This is a genomic window from Streptomyces sp. NBC_00210 (genome assembly GCF_045160975.1).
In the GTDB taxonomy this organism is placed as follows: domain Bacteria; phylum Actinomycetota; class Actinomycetes; order Streptomycetales; family Streptomycetaceae; genus Streptomyces.
On record NZ_CP108120.1, the window covers coordinates 7,761,853 to 7,781,276 of the forward strand.

Below are 19,424 nucleotides of genomic sequence, written 5' to 3' on the forward strand. Positions count from 1 at the left end.
GGAAATCATGCGCAAGGTCAAGCGTCAGCACCGCACCGCACCGCGCGCCGAGGAACTGAAGGCGCTCGACGCGCACTGGCGGGCCGCGAACTATCTTGCGGTCGGCCAGATCTATCTGATGGGCAATCCGCTGCTCACGGAGGAGCTGCGGCCGGAGCACATCAAGCCGCGGCTCCTCGGTCACTGGGGCACCTCACCCGGTCTCAACCTGGTCCACACCCATCTCAACCGGGTCATCAAGGCCCGCGACCTGTCCGCCGTGTGCATCTGGGGTCCGGGCCACGGAGGTCCCGCTGTGCTCGCCAACTCCTGGCTGGAGGGCAGCTACTCGCAGACGTACCCGAACGTGAGCCGGGACGAGGCCGGCATGGAGCGACTGTTCAGGCAGTTCTCCTTCCCCGGCGGAGTGCCCAGCCACGTCGCACCCGAGACGCCTGGATCGATCCACGAGGGCGGTGAGCTCGGCTACTCGCTCGCGCACGCCTACGGCGCCGCGCTCGACAACCCGGAGCTGCTCGTGGCCTGCGTGATCGGTGACGGCGAGGCCGAGACCGGACCGCTGGCCGCGTCCTGGCACTCCAACAAGTTCCTCGACCCGGTTCACGACGGCGCCGTGCTGCCGATCCTGCACCTCAACGGCTACAAGATCGCCAACCCGACGGTCCTCGCCCGGCTGCCCGAGGCCGAACTCGACGAACTGCTGCGCGGATACGGCCATGAACCGCTGCATGTCACCGGCGACGAACCGGAGGCGGTGCACAAGGCGATGGCGGCGGCGATGGACGAGGCCCTGGACCGTGTCGCGGACATCCAGTACGACGCCCGCAGCAAGGGCAGTGCCGCCCGGCCACGCTGGCCGATGATCGTGCTGCGTACGCCGAAGGGCTGGACCGGGCCCGCCGAGGTCGACGGCGTCCCCGTCGAAGGCACGTGGCGAGCCCACCAGGTCCCCCTCGCCGGAGTCCGGGAGAACCCCGCGCACCTCGCCCAACTGCAGGAGTGGCTGCGCTCGTACCGTCCCCAGGAGCTCTTCGACGAAGCAGGCCGGCCCCGGCCCGAGGTGCTGGCCTGCGTTCCCGAGGGGGAGCGCCGGCTCGGCGCCACGCCGCACGCCAACGGCGGGCTGCTCGTCCGCGACCTGCCCATGCCGCCGCTGGAACACTTCGCCGTTCCCGTCGACAAGCCGGGGGCGACCCTGCATGAGCCCACCCGTGTCCTCGGCGGTCTCCTCGCGCAGCTCATGGCGGACTCCGCCGAGCGCAGGGACTTCCGCGTCGTCGGCCCGGACGAGACCGCCTCCAACCGGCTCCAGGCACTCTTCGACGTCACCGGCAAGGCGTGGCAGGCGCAGACCCTGGCCACCGACGAGCATCTCGAGCACGACGGCCGGGTGATGGAGATCCTTTCGGAGCATCTGTGCCAGGGCTGGCTCGAGGGCTATCTCCTGACCGGCCGCCACGGGCTGTTCTCCTGCTACGAGGCGTTCGTTCATATCGTCGACTCGATGGTCAACCAGCACATCAAGTGGCTCAAGACCTCGCGGTCCCTGTCCTGGCGTGCGCCCGTGGCCTCCCTCAACTACCTGCTCACCTCGCACGTGTGGCGACAGGACCACAACGGCTTCTCGCATCAGGACCCGGGCTTCGTCGACCACGTCCTGAACAAGAGCCCCGAAGTGGTGCGGGTCTATCTGCCGCCGGACGCGAACACCCTGCTGTCGGTGGCGGACCACGCGTTGCGCAGCCGTGACTACGTCAATGTGATCGTCGCCGGGAAGCAGCCCACTTTCGACTGGCTCACCCTGGAGGAGGCCCGAACCCACTGCGCCCGCGGCGCGGGAGTGTGGGAATGGGCCGGCACCGAGAACGGCGGCCGGGAACCCGAGGTGGTGCTGGCCTGTGCGGGAGATGTCCCCACCCAGGAAATTCTGGCCGCGGCCGGCCTGCTGCGCACTCATCTGCCGCAGCTGACCGTGCGGGTCGTCAATGTCGTCGACATCGCCAGGCTCATGCCCCAGGAAGAACACCCGCACGGCATGCCGGACTTCGAGTACGACGCGCTGTTCACCCCCGACAAGCCGGTGATCTTCGCCTACCACGGCTACCCCTGGCTGATCCACCGCCTGGCCTACCGCCGGACCGGTCACCCGCACCTCCATGTGCGTGGCTACAAGGAAATGGGCACCACCACCACGCCGTTCGACATGGTCGTACGCAACGATCTAGACCGGTACCGACTCGTCATGGACGTCATCGACCGCGTCCCGGGCCTGGGGGTGCGCGCTGCCGCGCTGCGACAGGAAATGGCCGACGTGCGCACCCGCCACCACGCCTGGATCCGGGAGCACGGCACCGATCTGCCGGAGGTCGCCGACTGGACCTGGACGGGCTGATCGCCCGGCGCCCGACCCACGCCCGGCTCCGCACGCCCCCCGGTGGAGCGCGCGGACATGAGGGTCTCGGCCGGCTCCGACCGGTGTGCGGCGTCGTAGTCTGGGAGCGGGCCGAGGAAGGAGGCCCGCCATGACGCAGGCGGATCCGCATCTCTCGCTCGTGCGCCCGGTGACGCCGAGAACCCCCCAGGGCTGCGAGGAGTGCCTGCGCCTCGGCTCTCCGTGGCTGCACCTCAGGCTGTGCCTGACCTGTGGGCACGTGGGCTGCTGCGACTCTTCGCCGATGAAGCACGCCCGCCGGCACGCAGGCGACGTAGCTCACCCCATCGTGCAGTCCTTCGAGCCGGGCGAAGACTGGCGCTGGTGCTTTGTCCACGAGGCCATGGTCTGATCAACGCAGGCCGCGCCGACCCGCTGGGGACGTCCCCCGAAACGCCTTCGCCCCGGCTCAGGTGGTCCGCCTCGGCTCGGGCCGACGGTCCGGCATGAATGTCGATATTCCTCTGCTCGAACTCTTGCAAATCGACATTCATTTCGGCAGGATCTGTCGGGTCCGCGCTGATCAGCCGCATATTTGGCTGTCATCTCGCCCGTGGATCGCTGAAAACCCATCACCCTGAGCCGTTCGTCAGCCCCCGGGCGGGCCGCTGTCCCACGTGAGAACGGCCCAGGACTCCGCCTCGTCACACAGCCGGCTGAGGTACGCCCCTGCCGTTGCGCCTCCTCTCCGAAAGGCACGTCCGTTGAGCATGAGATCCGGCACCGGAGGAGGCCTGCGGGCGGATGCCCTCAGCACGTACGACACGGTGGTCATGGCTGTCGCGGGATGCGGTCCGGCGTACACGGTCGCCGGAACGATTCCCGCGCTGATCGCCGCCGTGGGTGTGGCGAGCCCCGCCGCTCTGCTCTACTGCGCGATACCGGTGATCGGTATCGCCCTGGCCTACCGCCAGCTCGGGCGTGTGGACCCCAACGCGGGAGCCGCGTACAGCTGGGTGGCCCGATCGCTGCACCCCTTCCTGGGGTTCCTGTGCGGCTGGTCGCTGGTGGTCGCCTGCACCGTCTTCATGGCGTCCAGCACCGTGCCCGCCGGCAATGCGACGTTGTCACTCGTCGCGCCGAGCCTGGTCGGTGATCCGGTCCTGGCCGCGGTCGTGGGTTCGGGCTGGTTCCTGCTGATGGCCGGGGTGGTGGGGTACGGAGCCCGCATCGGTGCCCGCGCGCTGACCGTCATCACGGCCGTGCAGCTGGTGCTGCTGATCGGTTTCGCGGTGTCCGCGCTGCTGTCCGACGGGAGCGGAACGGAGTTCTCCCTGTCCTGGTTCGGCTTCAGCCATTTCGAGGGGCAGGACGCCTTCGTGACGGGCGCGCTGATCGCCACGTTCGCGTACTGGGGCTGGGACGTGACCAGCAATCTGGGTGAGGAGACCCGACGTGGCTCGCGTGGTTCGGGCTTCGGCGGAGTCATCGGTGTGGTGCTGGCGTTCCTGCTGTTCGCCCTGATCGCCGTCGCGGTCAATGTCCTCATGACGCCGGCCGCCGTGTCGAGCACCCCGGACGGCATTCTGATCGCGCTCGGCCAGCAGGTCTGGCCGGGTGTGGGCGGCACGCTGCTCGTTCTCGCGCTGCTGCTGTCCACGGTCGCCATGCTGGAGACCGCCCTGATCCAGGCCAGCCGGACCCTGTTCGCCATGGGCCGGGACCGGACGTTCCTCCCCGTCTTCGGCCGTATTCACACCAAGCGGCATACGCCGTGGGTGGCCACAGCCGTCATCGCGGTGGCCGCCGGCACGCTCGCCATCGTCGAGGCCGCTCGGCTGGAGCCCGGTGAGTCGCTGCTGTCGGACGCGGTCAGCGGCGTGGGCCTGCAGGTCACCTTCTACTACAGCCTCGCCGGGCTGGGCGCCGTCGTCGTCCACCGCAAACTGCTGCGCACCTCCGTGTCCAACTTCCTCTTCATGGGCCTCTGGCCATTGGTCGGCGCGCTGTTCATGCTGTGGATCATGATCGAGTCCGTAGCCGCCCTGAGCCCGGCGGCGCTGACCATCGGGTTCGGCACGCTCGCCCTGGGACTTCTGCCGATGCTCGCCGCGTGGCTTCGCCAGCGGCCGTACTTCGAGCCCGGGCGTCTCGACGCCGACCGGGCGCGTGCCATGGACGACTCCTACGGGGGCGCGGACATGGACGAGACGCACGTCGTCAACCTCGCCAGGAGCCGCGACGAACTCCTCACGGACTTCTGACTTCCAGTTCCGCCTTCTGATCAAAGGACGCCTGCCATGGCCCCGGCCTGGACCCGACGACGCTCCGCGGCACCTCTCTACGACCAGACCTTCGGCGACAAGGCGTTGTCCGATGCGTGCGAGGACATGGTCATGGGCCGCTGGGAAGGCGCACACGACCTGCTGGCCACCGGCCCCCACAAGGACTGGGACCGGCGCAGCCACCGCATCCGGCTGCTTGCCCACACTGCCGCCGACAAGCGGATCGTGGAGGCCTGGCAGACCGCCCAGCCGAGCAGCGCGGACGCCCTCGTGCTCCGCGCGGACACCGAGGTGATGCGGCACTTCGCAGCCGCCCGTACGGGAACCATGCCGGGTGCAGCAAGTCTGGACCGCACGGCCCACACCTGTCTGAACGCCTCCGAGGCATTCCCCGAGGACCCTCATCCCTGGGTGTCGCTGATCACGCTGGGCCGGCTGTACGAGAGCGGGACCCACTCCATGAACCGGTGGTGGCCGGAACTCCTGGCCCGGGATCCCTACCACCGTGAGGCGCACCATCAGGCGCTGCGCTACATGTCGGCGCGCTGGCACGGCTCGCACGGCCAGGCCTACGCCTTCGCCCGTGACTGCGCGGTCTACGCTCCGGCCGGCTCCCCGTTGCTGGTCATGCCGCAGGTCGCTCGCGCGGAGGAGTTCCGTCATCGCACCGAGACGGAACGGGCCCAGCCGCACACGATGGTCGGTTACTGGGCCGGGGAGCGCTGGGACCTCGTGGAAACCATGGAGCGCTGGATAGCGGTCCGGTCTCCCCGCGAGGCCGCGCAGGACGTCGCCGATCTGAACCACCTTGCCCACGGTCTCGCGCAGGCCGGACTTCTCGTCGAGGCGGCGACGGTCTTCGACCTGCTCAAGGGGCGAGCCACCCGGGTCCCGTGGTCGTACACGGGCGACGCGGAACAGGAGTACGTGCGCTGGCGCGAGCGGTCGTCCCGCGCGGCGGCGGGGCATGCGGATCACCGGAAAGGCTGACCTCTGATGCGTGCCGGCTCCTTCGAAGAACGCAGCCTGCTGGAGCAGGCGGTACAGGCTGCGGTGAGCGGTGCGAGTTTCACGCCGTTCACTGAGGGGCCGGCCGGAGCTGTCGACCGTCGCAGAGGCGCGGCGCACAGTGCGGGAGCGGTATTCCGGTCGATGCTCGGGCAGGACTTCGGCCTGGGGCAGCCCGGTGCCCGGGATCGGGTGGGGACCGAGTCGTCTCCGTACGGCATCGGCCTGGGCGTGCGCTATCTCCGTTCCGAACCAGGTGAGTTGGTGCGGGCGGCGGTGCGGGCCATGGCGGGCTGGCGTGCGGCGGGACCGCGGCGACGCGCGGAGCTCGCGGTGGAAATGCTCTGTCTGCTCCATGACCGCAGCCATGAGATCGCGCACGCGCTGCACCACACCACTGGGCAGGCCTACGCCACGGCTCACCGGGCGGGCGGTCCGCATGCGCAGGACCGGGGGCTGGAGGCCGTGGCCCACGCGCTGGCAGCGTCGCTGCGCACCCCGGCCGCCGGGTACGGGGCACGGCTCGCCGAGAGGGGTGGCCCACTGCAGATGGACGTCCCACCGACCACGGACGGCACCTGCACTGTCGTACCGCGCGGGGTCTCACTGCTCATCGGCTGCCCGGACTTCCCCACCTGGAACGGCTATCCGGGCCTCTTCGCAAGCCTGGTGACCGGGAACCCGGTGATCGTCAAGCCCCATCCACGCGCCGTGCTGCCGCTCGCCCTGACCGTACAAGTCGCGCGGGACGTGCTGAAGAAGGCGGGGCACGATCCCAACGTGGTAACGCTGGCCGCGGAGAAGCCCGGCGAGCAACTGGCGTCCCGGCTCGCGACCGACCCCGAGGTCCGCGTCATCGACTTCACCGGCTCGGTCCGCTTCGGCGACTGGCTGGGACGCAACGCCCGTCAGGCCACGGTGTTCGCCACATCGACAGGAGCCGGCACGGTGCTGGTGGACTCCACCGACGGCTACCGCAGGATGCTGCGAGAGCTCGCGCTGTCGCTTTCGCTGTGCAGCGGCCAGAGTTGCACATCCCCGCAGAACATCCTGGTGCCTTCCGCCGGGATCCGCACCGACGAAGGCCACAAGTCCATAGGGCGGTTCAGCGTCGACCTGAGCCGCGCCGTGAAGCGGCTCCTTACGGAACCGCGACGCGCGGCGGGGATTCTCGGCGCGATCGGCAGCGACCGCATCCGCACCTCGCTCGCGCACGCGGCCGGATGCGGGATGGTGGTGCATGCCTCAGAGCCGGTCGCACACCCCGACCATCCGGCAGCGGACATCCGCACTCCGCTGATCGTCCGACTGGAGTCACACGACGAGCAGGTGTACGCGCGCGAATGGGCCGGGCCTGTCTCCTTCGTGATCGCCACCGAATCGACCTCGCACAGCCTGGACATCTTCCGCCGCACCGCGCGCAGACACGGCGGCCAGTACGCCACGGTCCATTCGACGGACCCGCTGGTGCTGGGGGCCGTCGAGATCGCGGCCCTGGACGCCGGGGTGCATCTGTCGGAAAACCTCGCCGCGAGCGTCTTCATGGACCAGTCGGCGGTCTACGGCGACTTCTGCGGTACGGAGGTTTCCCCGGGCGCCCACAGCGCCCTCGCCGACCCCTCTTTCATCACCGGCCGGTTTCGTGTGGTGCAGTCTCGCCGCCCGGCAATACGGCGAGAATCCCGGCCGCTCGCCGACGCCGAATACGAGGGTGCCGGCAGGCGTCAGGAGACCGTCGCGCAGTGACCCGCGGATTCCAGGGTTGTCAGGGTTAACGCAATTTCTTGACGCGAATGAAGGAAGCAGCGCTTTGGTGCGCGGTCGGCCACGTCGAATCCTTTGCAGGCACCGTCGGTTGATTTGGGGGCGTCGTCGCGACATTGCGGCGAACGCGTAGCGGATTCCAGGGTGCGCAATAAGGGGGAACCGGGTCCGTGTGACGTCGGAACCCAGCTTGGTGCGGGGGAGCGTGCGGGGGCGGTGCCGTACGGCCTGTGCGGGGGTCGCCCGGGGCCGCGAACGGTCGATTGCCGTCTCGCGGTACGAAACCTAGGCCGGGCAGCAGCGGGCTGGAAGTGTACGTTTCATCCACTGGCCGGCCACTCAAGGGATGTCATGCACATATTGAAAAGGTCCAGTACCGGGGCGAACTATTAGAAAAGGGCACCTGTTCCGCCCTGGTCGCCCTGTCCGCTGGCGGGCCCGCTGATCCGTCCGCGGTCGCTCGGCACCGCGCATGGCTTGTTGCCGCCATCAGGGTTAGCGCCGGGTGGCCGCAGGGCCAACTCCGCCTCAGGGACAGGTTGCTGGGGGCGGCCGACGACTGGCGCAGGCATTGCCGGAAAAACAATCGTTGACGGCCGGAGGGCCGAACCCTATGGTTTGCGGCACGCGGTCGGCGGTGTGACGCAGCCACCGCGACGAACCATGGATCGTTCGAGATCCAAAGGTTCGCGACGCGCCAAGGCACAAGCGGAACCCGCAAAGCCTCGGCGATTCGTCGACGGCCCCAGCAGTGCGGCCACTCTCCCCACTCCGCCAATGACGGCGTAGATCTCCCCTTTGCTCAGCCTGAAGTTGTCAACGCCCGACTTCCGCATGCGTATTCCGCATGCGTGGAAATTCCCAGAGAGGCCGTGCCGAAATGACGCAGCCAAGGACACCCATCAGCCGGCGGTCGATTTTGAGGACAGGAGCGGGTGCTGCGCTGGCGGCCCCGTTCGCGGGAAGCCTGCTCACCTCCTGCAGCACCAAGTCCTCCAACACCGCGCCGCCGAACAAGACCGTGACGGTCACCTCGTACGGCGGCTCCTACAACGACCAGTTGACGAAGACCATCCTGAAGCCGTTCGAGAAGAAGACGGGCATCCGCTCGACGCTGCTCGCCAACACCAGCCTGGCGGCGCTCAAGACGCAGGTGCAGTCCGGCGACGTGCAGTGGGACCTGGTGGAGCTGACGGCTCCCGAGTACGTCCAGGCCGTCAAGGAAGGCCTGCTCGAGAAGTTCGACTACGACATCATCAGCGACAAGGGGCTGCCTTCGTACGCGAAGGCGGAGTACGGCATCAAGTACCTGAGCTTCCTGTTCGTGATGGCCTGGGACCAGAAGCACATCCCCGACGCACAGGCACCGAAGAACTGGGCCCAGTTCTTCGACCAGGGCAGATACCCCACCAAGCGCTCGGTGTACGGACAGCTCTCGGACAGCTCGGTGCTGGAGGCGGCGCGGCTGGCCGCGGGTGTCCCGTTCGACAAGATCTATCCGCTGGATGTGGACGCGGCGCTCAGCTACCTTGCGCAGCACCCCGGACGCGACAAGCTGATCTACCACACGGCCAACCAGGAGCCGGTCCAGCAGCTGACCTCGGGCGAGGTCACGCTGTCGACCAGCTTCAACAACCGGATCAGCGCCGCCCGCAAGGACGGAGCCCGGCTGAACTTCTCCTCCTCCAACGCTGTCCTCGCGGGCGACTACTTCGTCGTTCCCAAGGGTGCGAGGAACAAGGAGGCTGCGTTCCGGCTGATGAACTTCATGAGCAATGACGCGGACGCCGGGGCGGACTTCGACCAGACGACGAATCTGACGCTGGCCAACACCCCCGCTCTCGCGAAGCTGCCCGCAGCTGTTGCCGACACTCTTCCCACCAGCCCGAAGCTGGCGGACAGCCTTCTGGTGCGCGACGACGCGTGGTGGGCGGAGAACCTCAAGGCGACGGAGCAGAAGTTCAAGCTGTGGCAGGCGGGCAGCTGACAATGCCTCTCGCTGCCGCAGCGCCTGTGCAGGCCTGCGCCACGTCCCGCGGACGCGTCTTTCGCGTCCGCGGGACGTGGTTGCTGCTCCTCGCGCCGATCGCCGCTTTCGACGCCGTCCTGTTTCTGACCCCGCTGGGGACGCTCGTGTCCTCCAGCCTGCAGAACAATGCCTACCAGCGGGTGCTCGAAGACCCGCTGGTCATCAGGTCGTTGATCAACACATTTGAGATCAGCGCCGTCTCCACGCTCGCGACCGTCGTGATCGGCTATCTGCTGGCCTGGGCGATCTGGCGCAGCGGCGCGCTCACCCGGGTCGTCCTGTTCGCCCTGGTGCTGCTGCCCTTCTGGACCGGAGTCCTGGTGAAGAACTTCGCCTGGGCGGTCCTCCTGCAGGACAACGGTCTGGTGAACGGCGCCCTGCAGGGGCTCGGGCTCACCGACCATCCGCTGACGCTGCTGCACAACCGGTTCGCGGTCGTGGTGGGGATGGTGCACTACCTCCTGCCCTATGCCGTGTTCCCGATCTTCGCCGCACTGGCCGCGATCGACAACCGGCTGGAGCTGGCCGCGCGTTCGCTGGGCGCGGGCGAGCTGTCGGTCTTCCGCCGGGTCATCCTGCCGCTCACCGTGCCGGGCGTTTCGGCCGCGGGGCTGCTGGTGTTCATCATCAGCACCGGCTTCTTCATCACACCGGTCGTGCTCGGTGGACCGGGAGACCAGATGATTGCCAATCAGATCGACTTCTATGCGATGGAGTTGACGGACTTCGCCGGCGCATCCGCGCTCGCGCTCGTGCTGACCGCCATCGTGAGCGTGCTCGTCGCGGTCTACCAGCGGATCCTGCGCGCGGGAGGTGCCCATGCAGTCGGCTAGTTCCCGGATCTCCCCGGCGCTGCTCGCCGCCGTACCGGTCTTTGTGTTCCTCGTCGTACCCACCGCGATCGTGGTGCCGATGGCGTTCAACCACAGCCGGTACATCACCTTCCCGCCGGATCGGTTCTCCACCGACGCGGTCACCGGGTTCTTCGGCGACACGGCCTGGATGTCGGCGGTCGCGGCGAGTCTGCAGGCCTCGGCCATCGCCGTGGTGCTCGCGGTGCTGCTGGGCGGCAGCGCGGCAGTGGCGCTGCACGGACGCTCGTTCCGCGGCCAGTCAGCGGTGACCGGGGTGATCCTCGCCCCGATGATCGTGCCCGCCGTGGTGCTGGCGCTGGCGTTCTACCAGTTCTTCAACTCCGTAGGACTGGTCGGCACGATTGTTCCGATCGGCCTCGCCCACGCCGTGATCGCCACCCCGTACGCGTTCCTCACGGTCCGCGCCAGCCTCTCCGGACTGAATCCGGCCCTGGTGCGCTCCGCGCAGAGTCTGGGAGCCGGCACACCGTCCGTTGCACGGTTCGTGTACCTCCCGGTCATCCGGCCCGGTCTCATCGCAGGCGCGCTTTTCGCCTTCTCCGTCTCCATCGACGAGACGGTGATCGCCCTGTTCCTGCAGTCGCCGAGCGCGACGACGCTGCCGGTGAAGATGTTCACCGACATCCAGTACAACCTGACGCCGAAGATCGCTGTCTCCTCGGCCATGTTGGTCACCGTCGCCACGCTCGGACTGCTTGTGCAGGTCCTCTTCATGATCCGCCGCCGTTCCATCGCCCGGATGCTGCCGTTGACGACGGTGGCCGCCGACCAGACAGGGTGAGCTCCATGACAACATCCGCCACGCTCCCGACCGCTGCCTCGCCGGTGGTGGGGAATCAGCAACAGGGTTCCATCGAACTGCGCAGCGTGCGTAAGACCTACGGCGACGTCGCCGCGGTCGACGATCTCGATCTGACCGTGCAGCCCGGCGAGTTCGTCACCCTGCTCGGCCCCAGCGGTTCCGGCAAGACCACCACCATGATGATGGTCGCCGGCTTCGAGGAACTCACCTCCGGCACGGTGCTGATCAACGGCGAACCGGTCGACAAGCTGCCGCCGAAGGACCGCAACCTCGGTGTGGTGTTCCAGAGTTACGCCCTGTTCCCGCACATGAGCGCCCGGGAGAACGTCGAGTTCGCCCTGCGCATGCGCAAGGTCCGGCCGGCGGAGCGGCGCCGACGGGCCGAGGAGGCCCTCGAACGCGTGGGTCTGGCCAAGCTGGGCGACCGCCGCCCGCGCCAGCTGTCCGGGGGACAGCAGCAGCGGGTCGCGCTGGCCCGCGCCCTGGTCTTCAATCCGTCGGCACTGCTCCTGGACGAGCCGATGGCGGCGCTGGACAAGCGGCTGCGCGAGCAGATGCAGGAGGAGATCAAGACCATCCAGCGGTCGCTCGGGATCTCCGTCCTGTTCGTCACCCACGACCAGGACGAAGCCATGTCCATGTCGGACAGAATCGTCGTGATGCGCGACGGCAGGATCGTGCAGCAGGGCGCTCCCGAGGACGTGTACGCCCATCCCGCGACCGACTGGGTGGCCAACTTCCTCGGCGACACCAATCTCCTGCCGTGCACCATCGTGGAACGCTCCGGCGACACGGCCGTCGTCGACCTCGGCCGGCTCGGGACCTGCCGAGTACGGGACCGGGGGGCCACGGGCGACCGGTACGCGGTGTCCATCCGCCCGGAGCATCTGGCGTTCATTCCCGCCGAACGATCGGAGAACAGCGCAAAGGGCAATGTGGTGTCCTCCACCAACCTCGGCGCCACCATCCGCCACCGCCTGCGGGTGGGGGAGCAGGAGCTGCTGTTGCGGGAGATGTCCCCGAGCTCGCGCACCGCAGCCGAACTCGAGGCGGAGGTGTGCATCGGCTGGGACCAGGACCACGCCCAGCTGCTCGTTCTCGATTCCTGAGGGCACTTTCGCCGGAAGTCCTCCCGGCGTCCGCACGGTATGAAACGTCACGTTTCGACCGCCGTCCGGACGCCGGACGCCGGACGCCGGCCCGCCGGCCCGCCGGACGCCGGGCGCCGGACGCTTGGTGCGCAAAGACGCGCGGATACGGTGACTGCCGGACCGGGCGACCAACTGCCCGGAGCCCGACTGCGCGCACGGCTCAGCGCTGATACGTGCCCACCAGTGCGCCCTCGGCCAACGTCCGCCCCTCCAGGGCCTGATGCACCGAGTCGGACGACACGCGGCCACGGAGGGGCAGCGGCTCGGACACGGCGAACAGCCGGAAGAAGTAGCGGTGCGCCCCGTGACCCGGTGGAGGCATCGGCCCGCCCCAGCCCACCCGCCCGAAGTCGTTGGGCCACTCGCGGCCGCCGGGAGGCCTCCCGCCCCCCTCCACACCGGAACTTTCCGGGGCGATACCGGTGACCAGCCAGTGCAGGAACGTCCCACTCGGGGCGTCGGGGTCCTCGCAGAGCAGAACCAGCTCCTGTGTCCCCTCCGGCACCCCGGACCAGGTCAAGGGAGGCGAGACATCGTCCCCTTCCCCGCTGTGGCGGCGGGGGATCGCCTCGTGGTTGCTGAACGCCGCGCTTGTGAGCTCGATTCCGGTCATGTGCGGCGCTGTACCCGGAAAGGGTACGGAAGGGCACCGGTCCGGTCGGCAAAACACTCGATCGGCCCGTGCCGACCCGAGCCGGCGGCTCGGAAGCGGTGAGCGCAGTGGTCTGGCCTTCCAGGAGCCTTGCCCCTCCTGAGCTACGTACTGTCACCGATGCCGCAGGTGATGAGCGGCACTCTTAGTGATCAAGGCGGTGCGTGCGGTGGACGTCGCCGGGCGGGTGAGAGCGGCGTCGGCGGCGCCTTCACTGGTCCGGTCGGCCAGGTAGTGGGACGCTTTGGAGAGGGTGTCTGCCGAGGGGACTCGGGAGGGCCGATGGGCCGAGATGTCCCGGCGCTGGTTTTCACACGAGACGACCGCCGCCGGTACCGGATCAAGATGCAGGACTGCCTCGATGCGTTCGCGCAGATGCTGCGTGAGTCACGGTTCGAGTTCGAGCGGCCCCAGGTCGGGCTGGAGATCGAGCTGAATCTGGTGGACGAGCGCGGCGAGCCGACGATGCGCAGCACCGAGGTGCTCGAGGCGATGGCGGACCCCGCCTGGTCGAGTGAGCTGGGCCGGTTCAACCTGGAGATCAACATTCCGCCGCGGCGCCTGACGGCCGGCGGTCCCGATGCGTGGGAGAAGGAGATCCGGGACGCGCTCAATCACGCAGAGGAGCGGGCCGCGGCCGTCGGCGCGTATCTGATCATGGTGGGAATCCTGCCGACCCTGCGGCAGGAGGATGTGGGAGAGGCGGCGCTGTCCGAGAATCCGCGGTACCGGCTGCTGAACGAGCAGGTGTTCGCGGCCCGGGGCGAGGATCTGCGGATCGCCCTGGACGGAGAGGACCGGCTGCGGACGTACGCGGACACCATCACCCCCGAGGCGGCCTGCACCAGTACCCAGTTTCACCTGCAGGTCTCGCCGGGCGAGTTCGCGGCCTACTGGAACGCGGCGCAGGCGATCGCCGGGGTCCAGGTGGCCCTGGCGGCGAACTCGCCGTTCCTGTTCGGCAAGGAGCTCTGGCACGAGACACGTATCCCGCTCTTCGAACAGGCCACCGACACCCGCTCGGAAGAGATCAAGGTGCAGGGGGTGCGACCCCGGGTGTGGTTCGGAGAGCGGTGGATCACCAGCGTCTTCGATCTCTTCGAGGAGAATGTGCGCTACTTCCCCGCGCTGCTGCCCCTGTGCGACGAGCAGGACCCGAAACAGACGCTGGACGGCGGCGACACCCCTGAGCTGGCCGAGCTCACGCTGCACAACGGCACGATCTACCGCTGGAACCGCCCGATCTACGCCGTTGCCCACGACAAACCTCATCTGCGGATCGAGAACCGGGTGCTCCCGGCCGGCCCCACAGTCGCCGATGTCCTCGCCAACGGTGCCTTCTACTACGGACTGACCCGCGCGCTGGTCGACGAGGAACGGCCGGTCTGGTCACGGATGTCGTTCTCGGCCGCGGCGGACAACCTGCACACTGCGGCGCAATACGGGATCGACGCGCGTCTGTACTGGCCCGGGATGGGCGAGGTGCCGGCGTCCGAACTGGTCCTGAGGCGTCTGTTGCCGCTGGCGCACAAGGGGCTGGAGCTCTCGGGCATGGACGCGGCCTGGCGGGAGCCGCTGCTGGGGATCATCGAACAGCGGTGTGTCACCGGTCGCAACGGCGCGGTGTGGCAGAAGGAGATGTTCCACCGCATCTACGACACCACCCATGTCGGGCACCATGAAGCGCTGCGGCTGATGACACGGCAGTACACCGACTACATGCACCTCAACGCGCCGGTACATAACTGGCCCGTCGAGTGATCCCGCCCGCCGTACCAGGCCTGGGTGTTCGCGCCGAACCCGTTGTGATGCGCCTCCGGTCACATTGTCGTGCGGCCGGGCCGGGAGGGCGGCAGTGTGTCCCTGGGCCCCGGCACCCGGCATGATCTAGCGTCACCGTCATGACCACGTTCACCAGCTTCGCCGTACACATCCCCGACGCAGATCTGGAGCCGGATCCTCTCGACCCGGCGCAGATCGTGCAGGGCACCCCCGAGGTGTCGGGACTGGTGCTCTGGGAGTCGCAGGACGGCACTCAGATCCGGGGGATCTGGCAGATCACCCCCGGAGTGGTGACCGACACCGAGGCGAACGAACTGTTCGTCGTCGTCAGCGGCCGGGCCACCATCGCCGTCGAGGACGGCCCCACCTTCGACGTCGGTCCCGGCGACGCGTGTGTGCTGCGCGAGGGTGACCGGACCACATGGACCGTGCACGAGACACTGCGCAAGGCGTACCACATCACGGCGCCTTCCCGGACGGAGCCGGCCGGCCAGGCGTAATCATGCGGCCGCACGGGGCCGGGGGCTCGTCAGCCGTCGGCCTCAGCGGCCTTGCAGGGCCTTGACGTTGTTCCCGAACGTCCAGCCCTTCGACCCGTCCCAGTTGATCGACCAGGTCATCAGGCCCTTCAAGCCGTTGCTGTAGTGGTTCCACGCCTGCGACACCAGACTTGGCGACATATAGCCGCCTCCGGCGCCCGGTTGTGCGGGCAGTCCCGGAACCTGCTTGGCGTAGGGGACCTTGATCGTGGTGCCCTGGACGACAAGTCCCTTGTTCAGGCAGTCCGTCTGCGCGGTGAACCCCTGGACGGTGCCGGCGGAGTACGAGTCGCCGGAGCATCCGTACATGCTGCCGTTGTAGTACTGCATGTTCAGCCACCAGAGCCGGCCGTTGTCCGCGTACTTCTTCACAATGGGCAGGTACGCGCCCCAGATCGAGCCGTAGGCCACGCTGCCTCCGGTGACGTAGGCGGTCTCGGGCGCCATCGTCAGGCCGAAGTTCGAGGGCATCTGGGCGAGCACGCCGTCGATGATGTGCACGAGGTTGGCCTGTGAGGTCGACAGCTGGTTGATGTTGCCGCTGCCCACGAGGCCCGTCTCGATGTCGATGTCGATGCCGTCGAAGTTGTACGCCTTGAGGATCGGCACGACCGTCTGGATGAACCGGTCCGCGACGGTGCGGGAGCTGAGGTCGATCCCGGCCGCCGCACCTCCGATGGACAGCAGGATGGTGAGACCGGCGGCCTTGGCCTGGCACATCTCGGCCGGGGTCGCGACCTTCACCGTCGCGTCCATTCCGTTCTCCCACAAGACGGTGCCGTCCGAGCGGATGACCGGGAACGCCGCATTGACCACGTTGTAGCCGTGATCACGGATGCGGCTGTCGGTGATCGGGGTCCATCCGAAGGGCGGGTGAACGCCGTTGGCGGCGCCGTCCCAGTTCTCCCAGTACCCCTGGAGCACCTTGCCCGAGGGCTTCGACTTCACCGCGCAGGTGTCGGCCCGCGGTGCAGTCGGGGCCGCGGCGGCCAGCAACTGCACGACGCACGCCACCGCCAGGCCGACGCCCAGCACACGTAACCTCCGACCGATCATGCTGTGCTCCCTCCTCGCCGTGCCCGGCCCTCGACCTGACGGTAAGTTGGTCCAGACCTATCGTCAATAGGTCTGGACCAAACGGGAGTTGGGGCTGTCTACCGCCCGGCGGCCGCCGGTTTGCGGGCCAGCAGGAAGCCCTGCGGCGTCTTCTCCGCAAAGTCGCCCTCGTCGTCAGGCTCGCGCTGCAGCCGGGCTCGCACGTCCAGCCCGGCCCGGCTCAGCAGCTGCGGGCGAGCGCGCCCCGCTCAGCAGCTCGGCGACACGGTCAGGCTGCCGCCGGTAGAACCGGCTGCCTGTACGAGTTCGGCGAAGCCGGTGAGTACGGCACGGTCCAGGGGCTTGGCCGTGGCGAGTCTCGCGGCCGGGCGGGGGCGGGTGGATCCTGGAGACAGGACGGCAGGACGGCAGCGCGCCGGCCCACCGCGGTCGGCGCGGGCGAGGAGGTAGGCCATGACACGGACGCTGGAGTGGAAGGTCGGCCTGTCCCTGGTCGAGGAAGAGGGCACCACGAAGGCCACGGCGGTGCTGGCGACCGGCACCGCGACGCTGACCGGTCACGGAACCGCCCACTGCAACCCCCAGGACGTGGACATCCCCGCGATCGGCGACGAACTCGCGGCCGGCCGTGCCATGCGGGACCTCGCGGGGCAGCTGATGCGGGTGGCGGACCGGGACCTGGAGGCGGTGGGTGCCGGACCGATGGGTGAGCGCACGATCTCCGCGTACGGCTGGCCCGACGCGGCACCGTAGACCGCGCGACACCGTAAACCGCGGCAAGTAGACCGCGGCAGTCCGTCAGAGTGTCTCGGCCAGGGAATCCGCCAGACGGCGGCGCGCCGTCCGGGTCGCCGGGACCGCCGCGGCCACCACCGCGCCCAGCACCGCGCCCGCCGCCACCGAAGCCAGCAACAGCGCGGGCGGGGCATGGGCGATGCCCGCGCCCATCCCGCTGGAGCGTCCCTGGGTGTCCACCAGCCAGCTGCCGGACAGCACCCCAAGACCAGTGCCGAGCGCGGCGGCCAGCAGTGCCGTGAACCCGGCGGCCGTTACGATCGTCGCGCTGATCTGGCGAGGCGTCAGACCAATGGCCTTGAGCGCGAGCAGATCACGGCCACGGTCGCGGACACTGGTTCCGATGAGCGTCAGCAGCTCGGTGAGCCCGATCAGGGCAAGCACCCCGATGAGGGCCGCGATCACGGCCCGCGCCGGTTCCAGCTGGTCCGCCGGGTTGGGCGTCTCGCGGATCTCGAGGGTGCCTCCGGCCGCCTCGGCGAGAGCGCTGCTCACCGCCCGGGGATCCGCGCCCGGTCGCAGGACGAGATGGTAGAAGTCCGGCCGCAGTGAGGGATCGCGTTCCCGGAGTGTGTCGAGTGTCGTCGAGATCACCCGGCCGCCGGTTTCCGGTTCGATGCTGCGCCCGACGATGTGCAGGATCTGCGGCCGCCCTTCCACGGTCATCCTGACCCAGTCACCCACCCGCACGTCCAAAAGGTCGAGCAGCCCCTGGCCCGCGACCGCCTCGTCGAGACCGGTGGCCGATCGCCCCTCGGCGACGGTGAAGGGATAGGGGGCGCGGGCGGTGCCGAGCCCGCGCAGGGTGATGGTGCCGGTCTGTCCCGGCATCAGGGCCGCGACCTCCACGCCGGGGTGGACCGCGGCGACATCCGGGGGAGTGGTGAGCGCCCGGCTCAGCTCCCGGCCGGTCAGGCCCCAGGGCTGCTCGGCCCGAACGGTCAGCGCCGCGGGCACTCCCATGTCCGCGGGGCGGCTGCGGAACATGTCCAGAGTGGACCAGGCCACGAGCGCAACCGTGATCATGAGCAGCGGGAGTGCGAGCCGGGCCACGGTGATCGCCGTGCGCGGCCGCCGGGGGAACGCGGCCCGCCATCCGAGCACCAGCGCGGGCGGCACCCGCATGCCGAGTGCCCGGCGGCCGAGACCGGTCATCGGTGCGGCCGCCGGAAGAGCCGCCCGGGCGACGGGCACCGGCGGCACCCGGCCGGCCCGCCAGGCGGCGAGACCGGTGGCGGTCGCGATCAGCAGCACCGCACCGCTCGGCACGCCGATCATCAAAGCGGTGTGCCCGGGCAGGTCCTGCCACACCCCGGCCGCCTCCCCGATCCTGCCGGGTATCCGGGATCCGACGAGCGCGATGGCCGCCGTGCCCAGGGTGACCCCGAGCAGCGCGAAGGCGAGGTGCTGGGCGAGGAAGCCGCGTACCACCTGACCCGGCGTGAACCCGATCGCCTTGAGGATGGAGATGTCCCTCAACTGTCCGCGGATACGGGCGCTGATCGCTCCGGATGCGGCGAGCGCGGCGGCCACCAGTGACCCCAGACCGAATACGGCGAACAGCTGCCCGAGCAGCCGGTCGTCGCTTCCGGCCTCGGCCCGTGCCTGCTGCCATTTGGTCACCTCGGTGACACGGTCGGCGCCGAGCCGGGTGACGGCCTGCTGGACGGTGAAGTCGATGTCGGCGGGATCCTCAAGACGCAGCCCCACGCTCTGCCCGGTGCTCCGCGGTGCGATGCGGTCGAGCGTGCCGGGCAGCACCCAGCCGATACCGGGGTCGCCGCCCGGCCGGTAGCGGGGTTCCGCGGCCTCGGCGACACCGGCGACCTGGAGTGTGTGGGCCGCGCCGCCCGCTCCCGCGACGGTCAGGATGTCTCCCGGCTCCGCCCACAGCACGCGTGCGACGGAGCTTTCCAGTACGACACCGTCCGACTGTGCGTCGAGCCAGTGGCCGGCGGTGACGAGCGGCCGGGCGATCTCCGGCGGCCTGCTGCCCGTCGCGCGCAGGGACACGCTCGCTCGGACGCCTCGGGACTCGAGGGTGGCACGACCTGTGCGGTACGGGCCCGAGACACCGGTGACACCGTCGAGATCGGACAGTGCGTCCGTGTCGGCTGCGCCCTGTGTGTGGAGCCAGACATGCGCGCCGTGGGACTGGGTGAAGATCCGCTGCCAGGGGTTGGCGGCGTAGCTGAACAGAGCCACCGCCAGGAGGAGCGAGGCGATGATGCCGGCGCTGGCCAGGACGACGAAGACCGACTGCCCGCGGTGTGCTTTCAGATCGGCGTGCGCCCAGCGAAGAGTGGCCCGCACGG

Annotated in this window: 16 protein-coding genes; 12 read left to right on the forward strand and 4 right to left on the reverse strand. The window is 69.1% G+C overall.

The genetic code is table 11. The annotated features are described in order from the left end of the window. Window positions 1–7 precede the first annotated feature (7 nt). The 9 genes from OG729_RS35155 (at window position 8) to OG729_RS35195 (ending at window position 12,243) form a co-directional block, all read left to right on the forward strand. Window positions 8–2,392: a phosphoketolase gene (locus OG729_RS35155; protein WP_405809994.1), complete on the forward strand. Its 2,385-nt coding sequence runs from the start codon at window positions 8–10 to the stop codon at window positions 2,390–2,392. Window positions 2,393–2,522: 130 nt separating this feature from the next. Further along, window positions 2,523–2,783: a UBP-type zinc finger domain-containing protein gene (locus OG729_RS35160; RefSeq protein ID WP_360875500.1), complete on the forward strand. Its 261-nt coding sequence runs from the start codon at window positions 2,523–2,525 to the stop codon at window positions 2,781–2,783. A gap of 358 nt (window positions 2,784–3,141) precedes the next feature. Further along, on the forward strand, window positions 3,142–4,635 hold the full coding sequence (locus OG729_RS35165; protein WP_405811389.1) for an APC family permease: 1,494 nt from the start codon (window positions 3,142–3,144) through the stop codon (window positions 4,633–4,635). Window positions 4,636–4,671: 36 nt separating this feature from the next. After that, window positions 4,672–5,646: a hypothetical protein gene (locus OG729_RS35170; protein ID WP_405809996.1), complete on the forward strand. Its 975-nt coding sequence runs from the start codon at window positions 4,672–4,674 to the stop codon at window positions 5,644–5,646. Window positions 5,647–5,652: 6 nt separating this feature from the next. Continuing rightward, a complete protein-coding gene (gene paaN / locus OG729_RS35175) occupies window positions 5,653–7,410 on the forward strand; it encodes a phenylacetic acid degradation protein PaaN (RefSeq protein WP_405809998.1) in 1,758 nt (585 codons plus the stop codon). An 898-nt stretch (window positions 7,411–8,308) separates the two neighbouring features. Then, window positions 8,309–9,415, forward strand: a complete 1,107-nt coding sequence (locus OG729_RS35180) for an extracellular solute-binding protein (RefSeq protein ID WP_360875492.1) — start codon at window positions 8,309–8,311, stop codon at window positions 9,413–9,415. A 2-nt stretch (window positions 9,416–9,417) separates the two neighbouring features. Beyond that, complete coding sequence (locus tag OG729_RS35185) at window positions 9,418–10,290, forward strand: ABC transporter permease (RefSeq protein WP_360875489.1); 873 nt, start codon at window positions 9,418–9,420, stop codon at window positions 10,288–10,290. Beyond that, window positions 10,277–11,113 (forward strand): ABC transporter permease, encoded by an 837-nt coding sequence (locus tag OG729_RS35190; RefSeq protein WP_360875487.1) that lies wholly within the window; start codon window positions 10,277–10,279, stop codon window positions 11,111–11,113. The genes OG729_RS35185 and OG729_RS35190 overlap by 14 nt, the downstream gene beginning before the upstream one ends. 5 nt (window positions 11,114–11,118) lie before the next feature. Continuing rightward, entirely contained in the window at window positions 11,119–12,243 is a 1,125-nt protein-coding gene (locus OG729_RS35195) for an ABC transporter ATP-binding protein (RefSeq protein ID WP_360875485.1), read from the forward strand. 202 nt (window positions 12,244–12,445) lie between these two features. On the opposite strand, the gene OG729_RS35200 is transcribed toward OG729_RS35195, so the two are convergent. Then, complete coding sequence (locus OG729_RS35200; protein WP_405810000.1) at window positions 12,446–12,898, reverse strand: YbhB/YbcL family Raf kinase inhibitor-like protein; 453 nt, start codon at window positions 12,896–12,898, stop codon at window positions 12,446–12,448. A 321-nt stretch (window positions 12,899–13,219) separates the two neighbouring features. On the opposite strand from OG729_RS35200, the gene OG729_RS35205 reads away from it, so the two are divergent. Together OG729_RS35205 and OG729_RS35210 are read left to right on the forward strand one after the other, a co-directional pair. Further along, window positions 13,220–14,698: a glutamate--cysteine ligase gene (locus OG729_RS35205; protein ID WP_405810002.1), complete on the forward strand. Its 1,479-nt coding sequence runs from the start codon at window positions 13,220–13,222 to the stop codon at window positions 14,696–14,698. 140 nt (window positions 14,699–14,838) lie between these two features. Next, window positions 14,839–15,219 carry a cupin domain-containing protein gene (locus tag OG729_RS35210; RefSeq protein ID WP_360875479.1) on the forward strand — a complete coding sequence of 127 codons (381 nt, stop codon included), beginning with the start codon at window positions 14,839–14,841 and terminating at the stop codon, window positions 15,217–15,219. A 42-nt stretch (window positions 15,220–15,261) separates the two neighbouring features. Here the strand turns inward: OG729_RS35210 and OG729_RS35215 are convergent, their stop codons facing one another. Together OG729_RS35215 and OG729_RS35220 are read right to left on the reverse strand one after the other, a co-directional pair. Then, a complete protein-coding gene (locus OG729_RS35215) occupies window positions 15,262–16,314 on the reverse strand; it encodes a chitinase (RefSeq protein WP_405810003.1) in 1,053 nt (350 codons plus the stop codon). 248 nt (window positions 16,315–16,562) lie between these two features. Beyond that, window positions 16,563–16,769 carry a hypothetical protein gene (locus OG729_RS35220; RefSeq protein WP_405810004.1) on the reverse strand — a complete coding sequence of 69 codons (207 nt, stop codon included), beginning with the start codon at window positions 16,767–16,769 and terminating at the stop codon, window positions 16,563–16,565. Between OG729_RS35220 and OG729_RS35225 the strand changes: the two genes are divergently transcribed. Then, window positions 16,768–17,067 (forward strand): DUF1876 domain-containing protein, encoded by a 300-nt coding sequence (locus OG729_RS35225; protein WP_405810006.1) that lies wholly within the window; start codon window positions 16,768–16,770, stop codon window positions 17,065–17,067. The two genes, OG729_RS35220 and OG729_RS35225, sit on opposite strands and share 2 nt — an antisense overlap. Window positions 17,068–17,112: 45 nt before the next feature. Here the strand turns inward: OG729_RS35225 and OG729_RS35230 are convergent, their stop codons facing one another. After that, on the reverse strand, window positions 17,113–19,422 hold the full coding sequence (locus OG729_RS35230) for an ABC transporter permease (protein ID WP_405810007.1): 2,310 nt from the start codon (window positions 19,420–19,422) through the stop codon (window positions 17,113–17,115). Window positions 19,423–19,424 lie beyond the last annotated feature (2 nt).